Source organism: Polyangium sorediatum (assembly GCF_029946465.1).
GTDB lineage: Bacteria > Myxococcota_A > Polyangia > Polyangiales > Polyangiaceae > Polyangium > Polyangium fumosum.
On sequence record NZ_JARZHI010000011.1, the window covers coordinates 195,278 to 206,752 of the forward strand.

9 protein-coding genes and 1 pseudogene are annotated in these 11,475 nt (G+C 69.8%); 6 read left to right on the forward strand and 4 right to left on the reverse strand.

From position 1 onward, the window contains the following. The first annotated feature begins 6 nt into the window (after window positions 1-6). From QHF89_RS15960 to nusB, 5 genes and pseudogenes are all read left to right on the forward strand, one after another. A complete protein-coding gene (locus QHF89_RS15960) occupies window positions 7-351 on the forward strand; it encodes a PilZ domain-containing protein (RefSeq protein WP_136930320.1) in 345 nt (114 codons plus the stop codon). 23 nt (window positions 352-374) lie between these two features. After that, window positions 375-1,115: a riboflavin synthase gene (locus QHF89_RS15965; protein ID WP_136968713.1), complete on the forward strand. Its 741-nt coding sequence runs from the start codon at window positions 375-377 to the stop codon at window positions 1,113-1,115. Window positions 1,116-1,158: 43 nt separating this feature from the next. Beyond that, window positions 1,159-2,313, forward strand: a complete 1,155-nt coding sequence (gene ribB, locus QHF89_RS15970) for a 3,4-dihydroxy-2-butanone-4-phosphate synthase (RefSeq protein WP_136968712.1) — start codon at window positions 1,159-1,161, stop codon at window positions 2,311-2,313. A gap of 10 nt (window positions 2,314-2,323) precedes the next feature. Next, complete coding sequence (gene ribH, locus QHF89_RS15975; RefSeq protein WP_136930323.1) at window positions 2,324-2,830, forward strand: 6,7-dimethyl-8-ribityllumazine synthase; 507 nt, start codon at window positions 2,324-2,326, stop codon at window positions 2,828-2,830. Window positions 2,831-2,848: 18 nt separating this feature from the next. Further along, a pseudogene (nusB, locus tag QHF89_RS15980) lies at window positions 2,849-3,268 on the forward strand (transcription antitermination factor NusB); the annotation flags it as partial. Window positions 3,269-3,344: 76 nt separating this feature from the next. On the opposite strand, the gene QHF89_RS15985 reads toward nusB, so the two are convergent. The 4 genes from QHF89_RS15985 to QHF89_RS16000 form a co-directional block, all read right to left on the reverse strand. Continuing rightward, window positions 3,345-5,777 (reverse strand): endonuclease MutS2, encoded by a 2,433-nt coding sequence (locus tag QHF89_RS15985; protein WP_136968711.1) that lies wholly within the window; start codon window positions 5,775-5,777, stop codon window positions 3,345-3,347. Then, entirely contained in the window at window positions 5,778-7,691 is a 1,914-nt protein-coding gene (locus QHF89_RS15990) for a sigma 54-interacting transcriptional regulator (RefSeq protein WP_136968710.1), read from the reverse strand. It abuts the gene before it with no gap. Between the two features lie 88 nt (window positions 7,692-7,779). Continuing rightward, window positions 7,780-9,171 (reverse strand): hypothetical protein, encoded by a 1,392-nt coding sequence (locus tag QHF89_RS15995; RefSeq protein WP_136968709.1) that lies wholly within the window; start codon window positions 9,169-9,171, stop codon window positions 7,780-7,782. 84 nt (window positions 9,172-9,255) lie between these two features. Continuing rightward, the gene (locus QHF89_RS16000) at window positions 9,256-10,254 is read right to left on the reverse strand and encodes an NAD(P)H-dependent glycerol-3-phosphate dehydrogenase (protein ID WP_136968708.1); all 999 of its coding nucleotides are present in this window, start codon (window positions 10,252-10,254) and stop codon (window positions 9,256-9,258) included. A 108-nt stretch (window positions 10,255-10,362) separates the two neighbouring features. On the opposite strand from QHF89_RS16000, the gene QHF89_RS16005 reads away from it, so the two are divergent. Beyond that, window positions 10,363-11,427, forward strand: coding sequence for a hypothetical protein (locus QHF89_RS16005; protein WP_136930329.1), 1,065 nt, complete (start codon window positions 10,363-10,365; stop codon window positions 11,425-11,427). Window positions 11,428-11,475: the final 48 nt, after the last annotated feature.

An 11,475-nucleotide genomic window follows, 5' to 3' on the forward strand; every position in this document is an offset into this window, starting at 1 on the left:
TGACGCATGAGCGAGAGCGACCGTCCTCCTGTTGAACTTGGCCCGCGCAAGGACGAGCGCGTCACCATCAACAAGGAGTTCGAGAGCTACGACTCGTTCATCAACGAGTACGTGTCGAACATCTCCCGTACGGGTGTGTTCGTCCGCTCGAAGACCCCGCTCGAAGTCGGCACGAAGGTCAACCTGCGCTTCACCGTGATCATGGACGACATCGAGACGATCGAGGGCGTCGGCGAAGTAGTGCGCGTCCACGACGATCCGCCCGGCATGGGCGTCGTATTCACGGAGCTCGGCGACGAGGCGAAGGTCATCGTCGATCGGCTGCTCGCCGCGCAGGCGAACAAAGAGTAAGCCCTCGGATCGAGCCGAAGAGGATGTTCACAGGCCTCGTCGAGACCATCGGGATCCTCCGGCAGAGGGCCGGCAGCCCCGTCGCGCGCGCGTTCATCGAGTGCTCGCTCGGGCCGCTGGAGCTCGGCGAGTCGATCAGCGTGAACGGCGCGTGCCTGACCGTGGATCGGATCCGGCCGACCGGGTTCGAGTGCGACATGTCCTCGGAGACGCTCGATCGGACGACGCTCGGCGCGCTCGCGGTGGGCGCGCGGGTGCACCTCGAACGAGCGATGAAGCTCGGCGGGCGCATGGGCGGGCACATGGTGCTCGGGCACGTGGACGGCATCGGGCGCGTGAGCGAGCGAGCGCCGAGTGGAGACGCGACGCGGCTCGTGGTCGAGGCCGACGGCGGATTGGCGCCGTACCTGGCCGACAAGGGTTCGGTGGCGATCGACGGCGTGAGCCTGACGATCAACCGGGTGACGGATCAGGGGCAGGGGCGCTCGTCACGGGTCGTGTTCGAGGTCATGCTCGTGCCGCACACGCTCGGGCGGACGAACCTCGGCGATCTTCGGCCGGGGCAAGCCGTGAATCTTGAAGTCGATGTGCTCGCGCGCTACGTGGCGCGCCAGCTTTCGATCGCGAGCGGAGCGCGCGCTACGTCTTCGTCGGAAGAGGCGCCGGGGTGGGGAGGAGAGGTCGCAGAAAACGATGAGCACCACCACCACGAATCCAGGGACGAACGCCTCCTCGCGAAGCTCCGATCGGGGGGATTCCTTTGATGAGCTCGCGGCGGCACGCGCGGGTGAGAAGGGCGGGGGCACCATGCCGCATCGACTGACGATCGACTCTGCCGTCCTCAGCCGTGTGAACCGCGCGCTCGACGAGATCCGGAGCGGTCGGATGGTGATCCTCGTCGACGACGAGGACCGCGAGAACGAGGGCGACCTCTGCATGGCCGCCGAGCGCGTGTCGCCGGAGGCGATCAACTTCATGGCCAAGCACGGCCGTGGCCTCATCTGCCTGACGCTCGAAGAGGAGCAGGTCGATAGGCTCGAGCTGCCGATGATGAGCGCTCCGGGGCGCGGCGGTCCGCCCCTCGGGACGGCGTTCACCGTGAGCATCGAGGCGCGCACGGGCGTGACCACGGGCATCAGCGCGGCCGATCGCGCGCGCACGATCCAGGTCGCGATCCAGCCGGACGCGCGGCCCACCGACCTCGTCACGCCCGGGCACGTGTTTCCCCTGCGCGCGCGGCGCGGCGGCGTGCTGGTTCGGACGGGACAAACGGAGGGCTCCGTGGATCTCGCCCGGCTCGCGGGGCTCCGCGCCGCGGGCGTGATCTGCGAGATCATGAACGACGACGGCACGATGGCGCGGATGCCGGATCTCGAGCGGTTCGGCGGGCAGCACGAGCTCGTGATCCTGTCGGTGGCGGACCTCATCCAGTACCGCCTTCAGACTGAGCGGCTCGTGCGTCGCGTGTCGGAGCGGCAGATCCGGCTCGATTTGACGGGCACGACGTGGACGGCGGCGGTCTACGAGATCATCGGCGAGGCGCGGCAGTTCCTCGCGCTCGTGAAGGGCATGGTGGACGGCACGAAGCCCACGCTCTGCCGCGTGCACGCGGGCGCGCTCGTGGCCGACCTCTTCAGCTCGACGCCGTTCGAGGGTGGGTCGAACCTGCGCGAGGCGATCTCGCTGATCGAGAAGGCGGGCGAGGGCGTGGTGCTCTACATCCCGCCGCGGCTCGATCTCGGGTCCGAGCTCGAAGCGAAGGGCCGCACGACGACGCAAGAGACGCGGGCGCCGCAGCAGGCGCTGCGGGAGTTCGGGCTCGGCGCGCAGGTGCTCGCCGATCTCGGCTGCCAGAAGCTCCGGCTTCTGACGAACAGCCAGACGAAGATCGCGGGGCTCGACGGGTTCGGGCTCGAGGTGGTCGAGCGCGTGCCGCTCGTGTCGATGCAGGGCGAGGCTTGAGGAAATTCGGATGAGCACCAACGGAGAGCGCGGCGCTCCGCGCACGGTCGAGGGCCACCTGGTCGTCCCGTCGGGGGCGAAGTTCGCCCTTGTCGTGAGCCGGTTCAACCACTTCATCGTCGACAGGCTGGTCGAAGGCGCGCTCGACGCGATCGCGCGGCATGGTGGTTCGACGTCGGACGTGACGATCGTGCGCGTGCCGGGCGCGTGGGAGATCCCCGTCGTCGTCCGCAGGCTCGCGGAGAAGCGCAGCGTGAGCGCGATCGTGGCGCTCGGCGCGGTGATCCGCGGATCGACGCCGCATTTCGATTACGTCGCGTCCGAGGTGACGAAGGGGATCGCGCAGGTCTCCTTGCAGACGGGCGTGCCCGTGACGTTCGGCGTCCTGACGACGGACACGATCGAGCAGGCGGTCGAGCGCGCTGGGACGAAGGCTGGCAACAAGGGCTGGGAGGCCGCCGTGAGCGCGATCGAGATGGTCTCGCTCGCCTCGGCCCTCGACGGCGCCGGGCTCTGAACGAAAGCTCTCGGGACCATGGGCGCTCGGTCGACCGGCCGCGAGGCCGCGCTGCAAATGTTGTTTGCGCTCGAGCAGGGCACTAGCTCGGCCGAGCGCGTGATCATGCACTACTGGCGTCTGACGCCGGGGGATCCGGAAGGTCGGGAGTATGCCGACCGGATCGTGCGAGGCGTCGAGAAGGACCTCAAGAAGGTCGACGAGACGATCCGCAAGGCGAGCGTGAACTGGCGGCTCGAGCGGATGGCACGGGTCGATCGGAACGTGCTGCGCCTCGGCGCGTGGGAGCTCATGAACGGCGGGGACGTGCCGCGCGCGGTCATCCTCGACGAGTCCGTGGAGCTCGCCAAGCGCTTCGGCAGCGAGGACTCGTCGGCGTTCGTGAACGGCGTGCTCGATCGGGTCGCCGAGGATCTCGGCCGCGTCGATCGTGATCGCGCGGCCGCGAGCAAGGCGGCCGCGCCCGGCGGCAAGGGTGGTGGCGGTGGCGGCGGCGGTGGAGGACACCGGCCCGCTAAGCGCGGAGCCAGACGACCGTGACGCCGTCTCCGCCCTCGCGAGGTTCGCCGGGGCGGAGGCGGGAGACGTAGGGGCTCTGGCGCATCGCGTCCCGCACGGCGTCGCGCAGGGCGCCCTTGCCGTGGCCGTGGATCAGGAACGCCACGCGGCGGCCCGCGCCGACGGAGCGATCGAGGAACTGCTCGGCCATGCCGACGGCCTCGTGCGCGCGGAGGCCGCGGAGATCGACGGTGTTCTCGCTCGTCTGGATGGGGACGTCCGGATCGGCGGCCGCGTCGAGATCGACGCGCTTTTTGCCGCCGCTCGCGCGGGTTTTTTCGGACGAACCGCCGTCCGCCGCGCGCACCTCCGCGATGGACGTGGTGAGCTTGAGGGGACCGGCGGCGACGCGGAGCTGGCCGTTTGCGAGGACCTCGACGACGTCGGCTTCGGCGCGCAGGCGCGGGACGTAGACGCGCGTGCCGACGCGGATCTCGCCCGGCGCGACGGTTCCGCGGGACAAACCTTCGTCACGCCCGGTCGGTTCGAGCTCGCCGAAGGTGCTCGTCTTCTGGGCGACGGCGTCGATCGCGCGGGCCGCGGCGCGCAGGTCCTCGGCCGTGGGCTTGGCCCGGAGGCGCGCTTGAGCGTCGCGGATGTCTTGCCGCGCCTTGCGGATCGACTCCATCAGCTCGCGGCCGGCCTCGGTGACGAAACGTCGCTCCTCAGCGCGGAGGCGCGTGAGCTCCTCGTCGAGCGCTCGCTGCTTGTCGCGCGCGATCACGGCCTCGCGCTCGGCCGACGTGCGCGCGACTTCGAGCGCGTTTCGCTCGGCCTGGAGCTTTGCGACCATGTCCTCGAAGCGCACGGCCTCGCGCGAGAGGAAGCGCTCGGCGCGATCGAGCACGGTGCCGGGGATGCCGAAGCGGCGCGCCACGGCGAGCGCGCTCGACGCGCCGGGGATGCCCATCGAGAGCCGGAACGTCGGGCTCATCGTGGCGATGTCGAAGCCGACGGAGGCGTTCTCGAAGCGTGGATCGGCGAGCGCGAGCGCTTTGAGGCCCTCGTAGTGCGTCGTCGTCGCCACGGTGCCGCCGCGCGCGCAGAGCGAGTCGAGCACCGCGGACGCGAGCGCCTCGCCTTCGCGCGGATCGGTTCCGCCTGCCAGTTCGTCGAGCAGGACCAGAGCGCCGGGCCGCGTGTCCGCGAGGATGTGCGCGAGGTTCTGCACGTGCGCGCTGAACGTGGAGAGGTTCTTGTGCAGGCTCTGATCGTCGCCGACGTCCGTGAGCACGACCTCGAAGACGTCGACGCGCGAGCCCTCGTCGGCCGGCACGGGCAGGCCCGCGCGGACGCAGAGCGCGGCGAGGCCGAGCGTCTTCAGCGCCACGGTCTTGCCGCCCGCGTTCGGGCCCGAGACGATCATCGCGTGGCCCGCCGTGATCCCGAGATCACTCGGGACGACGGAGACGCCGTCGAGCGCGAGCAGCGGGTGACGCGCGCCGACGAGGTGGATCGAGCCCACGGACGCGGCCTCGGGCACCTCGGGGAACGTGAAGCGTAGATCCTTCGCGAGGCGCGCGGCCGCGGCGCGCACGTCCGCGTGCGCGAGGGCAAAGACGGCGGCCGCGACCGCGTCGATCTCTTCGCCGATCTTCGCGCTGAGCGCCGCGTAGACGAGCTCCTCTTCGTGCTGCACGAGGGCCTCCACCATCTTCAGGCGGTTGCCCATGTCGACGACGACACGCGGCTCGACGAAGAGCGTCGCGCCGCTCCCGCTCGTCGCGTGCACGATCCCCGGGAACCGCTCGTGCGCGTCGGCGCGCACGGGCAGCACGTACCGGCCGTCGCGCTCCGTGTAGTACGTGTCCTGCAGGATGTCCGCGTGCTTGCGCATGATCTCGTCGAGCTTGCGGACGAGGCGATCGCGCAGGTTGCGCCGCTCGCCGCGGAGCTCGGCGAGGCGCGGCGAGGCGCGATCGGAGAGCGTGCCGTCGGGATCGAAGGAAGAGCTCACCTCGCGCTCGAGCGCGTCGAGGCCCGGATCGGTCGAGCACGCGCGGAAGAGCAGCGGCAGCCTCTGCTTGCGCGCCGCGAGGAAACGCCGCAGCCGGCCGGCCTCCGCGAGGCAACGGCCCACGGCGCGCAGCTCCTCGTTCGCGAGCGTCGCGCCGATGCGCGCGCGATCGAGCGCGGCCTCGACCCAGGGCACGTCGGCCGCGGGCAAGGGCTCGGCCGTGCGATCGAGGTCGACGGCCTCCTTCACCTCGCCGAGCGCGACCCGCACGCCTTCGTGCGTCGAGGCGAACGGGAGATCACGGGCGATGCGCTTGCCGGCTTCGCTCGCTGCGCGATCGGCGAGCGCCGCGAGCAGCCGATCCCATTCGAGATCGGCGCGCGTTTTGTCGGGACAGGGGTGGGGGAGGGACCGGACTTCGATGCTTTCCATTCAGCCTTCGGAAGGATCCCGCGGCGTGCCGCCCGCGCCGCTCGGCATCGGGTTCTGCTCTTTCTCCAGGTACCGGAAGATGGTGCGTGGATCGACGCCGAGGTCGCGGGCGGTCTGCGTGCGGTTGCCGTTGTTGCGTTCCAGCACTTCGAGGACGTACCTGCGCTGGAAGTCTTCTTTCGCTTTTTCGAGCGGCAAGATGGCGGTCTCCGCGCCGGGCCCGAGATCGAGATCCTCGGGGCCGAGCAGCGTCTTGTCGCAGAGCACGAGCGCCTTCTTGATGCGATTTTCGAGCTGCCGGATGTTCCCGGGCCAGCCGTATTTCTTGACCGCCGCGAGCGCCGCGGGGCTGTAGCCGCGCACCGAGCTGCCGAGCTCGTCCGCGTACTTCGAGAGCAGCGTCTTCGCGATGATGAGCACGTCGTCGCCGCGCTCGCGCAGGGGCGGGAGCCACAGGTTCACGACGTTGAGCCGGTAGTAGAGGTCCTCGCGGAAGTGGTTCGCGCGGATCTCCTCTTCGAGGTTCCGGTTCGTCGCGGCGACGATGCGGATGTCGACCTTCTCCGGCTTCGAATCACCGACGCGGAAGACGATGCGCTCCTGCAGCGCGCGGAGCAGTTTGACCTGCAAGTTCAGCGGCAGCTCGCCGATCTCGTCGAGGAAGAGCGTGCCCTTGTCCGCGACCTGGAACTTGCCGGGCCGGCTCGCGATGGCGCCGGTGAACGCGCCTTTCACGTGGCCGAAGAGCTCGCTCTCGATGAGGTTCTCCGGGATCGCGCCGCAGTTGATCGTGACGAAGGGCCCGCCCTCGCGGTTCGATCGTCGGTGGATCTCCCGCGCGATGAGCTCCTTGCCCGTTCCCGTCTCGCCCGTGATGAGCACGCTGATGTCCGTCGCCGCGACCTTCGTGAGCTTGCGGAAGACCTCCAGCATGCTCGGACACGCGCCGATGATCTCGCCGAACTTCTTGTCCTTGAGCTCTGCTTCGAGCTTCGCCTTGTCGGCCCGCAGCGCGGAGAGGAGCATCGCGTTTTGCAGGATGAGCGACGCTTGCGAGGCGAAGATGCCGAGCAGCTCGAGCTGCGTGCGATCGAAGAGGTGCTTGACCTTGTCGTTGCCGACGTAGAGCGCGCCGATCACCTCGCCCTGCGAGAGCAGCGGCGCGCACATGACGCTGGAGAGCTTCATCGCGATGACGCTCTCGCTGCGGCCGAACTGCGTGTCCGCGAGCGCGTCCGAGACGATGATCGGGCGGCCCGAGGCGAGGACCTGCCGCGCGATGCTGTCCGAGATCGAACCCTGCGCGTCCGTGATCGCCTCGCGCCGCACGTTGCGCGAGGCGCGCACCACGAGCTTGCGCTCCTCGCCCTGGGCCTCACGCCGCGCGCCCTTGCCCGGATCCGCGGCCTCCTCGGCGCCCTCGACGAGCAGGAGAAAACCCTTGTCCGCATGCGTCAGCTCGATGATGTCGTCGAGCATCGCTTCGAGCAGCTCGTCGACGCTGCGCCGGTTGATGAGCTTCTCGCTGAACGCGAAGAGCTTGCGCACGCCCGCGAGCTCCGCGGAGACGCCGGGCGTCGCGGGCTTCTCGGTCTCGTCGTCGTCGTTCCGCGCCTTCGTGGCCTCGGAGAACATCGAGAAGCCGAGCTCGACGGCGCCGAGCGTGACGCGGTCGCCGTGGACGAGGCGCGCGCGACGCTTCTTCTTGCCGTTGATCTGGATGTCGCCGTCCCGGTCGAGCTCTTCGAGCACGAAGTCCCGGCCGTCGAAGGAGATCTGCGCGTGGTGGTCCGCGAGCCCCGTCCCCGCGAGCGCGACGTCGTTTCCGAGCGCCTTGCCGATCGTCGTGACCGGCTTGTGCACGGCATACACCCGAGGCGCGCCGCGGGCGGCGAAGTACTTCAGTGTCGGCATGGGGACCCGGAGGATAGCGCTTTTGCCACGAGCGTCGGCCCTGGCGCGCGCCGTTCGATGTCGGGAGGCTCGGCTACGTCGCCGTGCGTCAGTAAAGCTCGCCGATCAGCGAGATCCCTGCGCCGGGGCCCTGGACCGGCATGATGGAGGGGCCGAGGATGCGCGCGAACTTGGGGTGATTGCCGATGCCCGGGGTGGGGGCCTGGGCCGTTGCGCTGCTGCTCTCGGGGGCGCCGATCAGCGCGCCGCCGGCCACGCCGAGCAAGGAGAGGACTCCCTGGAAGATCAGGCCGCTGCGCGGATCGGCGTCATCCGAGAGCGCGTAAAACGGATAGACGAGCGCGGAGACCGCGGCGCCCGCGCCGAAGCCGCCCCACATCCACCCGAGCTGGTTCCACGACGGCGTCCACACGGCAGAGACGCCCGCGGCCGCGGCCATGCCGAGGTTGTAGCCGATCAGGCCGCCGAGGAAGACGCCGTCGTTGGCCCACGCGCTCCACGATCCGTTGCTGCCGCCGCCGCCGAACGCGCCGCCCGCGATCGATCCCCAGAGCGCCGCCGAGCCGACGAACATGCTCGTCTGCGGACGGAACTTGAGGCCGTAATGCGCGAGGTAGCCGCCGACGCCGCCGATGGTCGAGCTGATGACGTGGGCGCGGAAATATTGCTTGGGGCCCCACTCCTCGCCCGATTTCGCCGTGGTGTACTGGCGTGACCAGATGAGCGCGGCTTCGCCCGAGCCGAGCAGGATGCCGGTGGCGACCGCTGAGGGGCGGCCCAGGGGCATTTTCGGGCGATCGAGGAAGAACATCGCGGTCGGCGCGGCGGCGCCGAAGAGCGCGGGCGCGATGAGCGCGAGGCCGGGGTTTTCGGTCTCCGCTTCGAGATCGATCCAGATGCCGGTCGTCACGCCCCAGGCGATCGAGGCGCCGTAGAGGTAGCCCATTTCGAGCTTCGTCCGATCCTGCAACATCGGGACGGGCATCTGCGCCGGGCACGGAGGGCCGTACGGCTGCTGCACGCAGGGCTGCTGGCCATAAGGCTGGCCATAAGGTTGCTGCCCATAAGGTTGCTGCCCATAAGGCTGCTGTCCGTACGGCTGCTGTCCGTACGGCTGCTGTCCGTACGGCTGCGTCGGCTGCCCGTACGGGGGCTGCGTGGGCTGCGTCTGCGTGGGCTGCGTCTGCGTGGGCTGCTGCGGGATGAGCGGCGGCAGGCCGGGGATCGTGGGCAGGCCCGGGAGCGTGGGCTGCTGCGGCGGCGGCTGCTGCGGCTGGTTCGGATCCGGCTGCGTCGAGGGCTGCTGCGGGATGAGCGGCGGCAAGCCCGGGATCGTGGGCAGCGTCGTCGGCAGCGGGAAGGGCTGCGGAGGCGGCGCTTGACCGGACGGATCCGGGACCGGGTTCTGCGCCGCGGCCGTCGCAGCGGCGCCAAGGGAAAGGCATGCAGCAAGGAGAGCGAACCAACGCGCACGTAGCATTGCGCCTCCGAGTCTACACCTTTCCGGCTCTCCTGCCTTCTTCTGCGCAAAGCGGACCGTGTCGGCGAGGCGCGATCGGGCGCGTCATTCCTTGCGCAGCGACCGGTTCATGAGGTCCACGACCGCCTGGAGCGGGGTCTTTTGCTCGTAGAGCACGCGGTAGACCTCACTCGTGATGGGCAGGTCCACGTCGAGCTTCACCCCGAGATCGTAGGCGCTCTTCGCGGTCTTGACGCCCTCGGCGACGTGGCCGAGGTGCGAAAGGACGTCGTCGAGCGTGCGCCCGCGCCCCATCTCGTAGCCGACGGTGCGGTTGCGCGAGAGCTCGCCGGTGCACGTGAGCACGAGGTCGCCGAGCCCCGAGAGGCCCGCGAGCGTGAGGGGGCTGCCGCCCTTGACCATGGCGATCCGGGCGATCTCCGCGAGCCCACGTGTGATGACACCGGCCCGCGCGTTGTGGCCGAAGCCGAGCCCGTCGACCGCGCCCGCCGCGATGGCGACGACGTTCTTCAGCGCCCCGCCGACCTCCACGCCGACGACGTCGTCCGATTGGTAGACGCGCAGTCGCTCCGTGGCGAACGCGTGCTGCACGGCCACGGTCTCGTCGTTGCTCTTGCCCGCGACGACGACGGCCGTCGGTTGCCCCGCGGCGACCTCCTTCGCGAAGCTCGGCCCCGACAAATACGAGAGCCGCGGCTCGACGTCGCGCCCGAGCTCGTCGATGAGCACCTCGCTCATCAGCATGAGCGAGTCGTTCTCGATGCCCTTCGTTGCGCTGCAGAGGAGCGCGCGTTGCGGGAGGTACGGTCGCGCGCGCGCCACGACCTCGCGCATCGCGTGCGAGGGCACGACGAACACGACGAGCTCGGCGCCGGAGAGCGCCTGTTCGATGTCGCCGGTCGCGCGCAGCGTCGGCGGGAGCGGGGCCGAGGGCAGGTACCGCTCGTTCACGCGCCGCTCATTGATCAGGAGCGCGAGATCGGCGCTGTGCGACCAGAGGAACGTCGGGTTCTGTTTGTCTGCGAGGACCTTCGCGAGCGCCGTGCCCCACGCCCCCGCGCCAAGGACTGCCACCTTCGACATGAGGCCAAAACGCTATCACCCCTTTCAACGCTTGGGGCTCCACTCGGACATGCCGAGCTGCGCCCCAAACCTGCCCGAGGCCGTGCGTATGCACTATTCTCCCCCGCCATGTCCTTTCGTGCCGTCACAGCGCGCCTTCTCTCCGTCGCTTTCGCGCTCTCCTTCGTAGGCGCGAGCTGCGGTCAGACGTCGCTCGCGGTGATGCCCGGCGTCGTGAACGATCCGGGCAACCTCACGCTCCGCCGCGGCATCTTCTCGTTCGCGCGCGGCGAGATCTGCCGCGAGGTGCAGAAGCGCAGCGTGCCGCTCAAGCTGCGCGAAGAAGATCCCGCGACGGGCCGCTTCTTCCCCCTCTCCTGCGCCGCGCAGGAGCTCGCCTCGGGCAACCTCTTTCTCCAGTTCGGTGGCTACGGTTACGCCTGGACGAACCTCACGAAGCGCATCGGCTTCGATGCGAGCGCGGCCGTCGAGTACGACCACGACTTCCTGATGGATGGCAGCACGATGTACGTGTACTTCCGCGAGCGCGCGACGAGCGCCACGACGTTCGGCTCGCGCCTCGTCGAGCAGCCGCCCGCGCCCGGGGCCTTTGGCCTGCCCGGCGGATCCACCCAAGGCTTCCTCGATCAAGTCGGCGGCGCGGTGCTGAAGAAGGAGATCAGCCGCGGCTTCACGGTCATCCGTGATTCCGACGGCAGCGTCGACTTCGGCCTCGGCGTCGTGGAGAAGGGCAAGCGGCCGGGGTCGCCGTACAAGACGGCGGACAACGGGCGGCTCGTGCTCGTGAACGAGCGCATCGAGGTCCACCAGAACCAGCGCGATTACACGGGACCCTTCGAGGTCAAAGGAAAGGGGCAGGCCCTGTACCTCAGCGTGGCCGTCGACGGCGCGCCTGCGGTCGACGTGATCGTCGTGCATCGCGGCGTGGGGGATGCGTGGCTTCAGCAGTACACGACGAACGTCGCGCTCGGGCCTCCGCCCGCGGCCCCCGTCCTGGACGAGCCCGTGCCCTCCGGCATGGTGTGGCGGAGACCGCTGCCGCTGCCGGCCGGGCAGTACTACGTGGTCTTCGACAACACGGCGGCGGCCGGCAGGACGGCTCCGCCCGGCGCGGCCGGTGACGACCGGGCCGCTCTCGTCAGTTACGCGGTCGAAGTCGGGGCCGCGCCTTGAAGTTCGCGGCGCCTCTCGCCCTTGCCCTGCCCCAGGGCGGCGTATAGA

What these genes read in the sequence shown, in the direction of transcription:
- QHF89_RS15960 (WP_136930320.1), top strand. Translation starts at nt 7, where the DNA reads ATGAGCGAGAGCGACCGTCCTCCTGTTGAACTTGGCCCGCGCAAGGAC.
- QHF89_RS15965 (WP_136968713.1), top strand. Translation starts at nt 375, where the DNA reads ATGTTCACAGGCCTCGTCGAGACCATCGGGATCCTCCGGCAGAGGGCC.
- ribB (WP_136968712.1), top strand. Translation starts at nt 1,159, where the DNA reads ATGCCGCATCGACTGACGATCGACTCTGCCGTCCTCAGCCGTGTGAAC.
- ribH (WP_136930323.1), top strand. Translation starts at nt 2,324, where the DNA reads ATGAGCACCAACGGAGAGCGCGGCGCTCCGCGCACGGTCGAGGGCCAC.
- QHF89_RS15985 (WP_136968711.1), bottom strand. Translation starts at nt 5,777, where the DNA reads ATGGAAAGCATCGAAGTCCGGTCCCTCCCCCACCCCTGTCCCGACAAA.
- QHF89_RS15990 (WP_136968710.1), bottom strand. Translation starts at nt 7,691, where the DNA reads ATGCCGACACTGAAGTACTTCGCCGCCCGCGGCGCGCCTCGGGTGTAT.
- QHF89_RS15995 (WP_136968709.1), bottom strand. Translation starts at nt 9,171, where the DNA reads ATGCTACGTGCGCGTTGGTTCGCTCTCCTTGCTGCATGCCTTTCCCTT.
- QHF89_RS16000 (WP_136968708.1), bottom strand. Translation starts at nt 10,254, where the DNA reads ATGTCGAAGGTGGCAGTCCTTGGCGCGGGGGCGTGGGGCACGGCGCTC.
- QHF89_RS16005 (WP_136930329.1), top strand. Translation starts at nt 10,363, where the DNA reads ATGTCCTTTCGTGCCGTCACAGCGCGCCTTCTCTCCGTCGCTTTCGCG.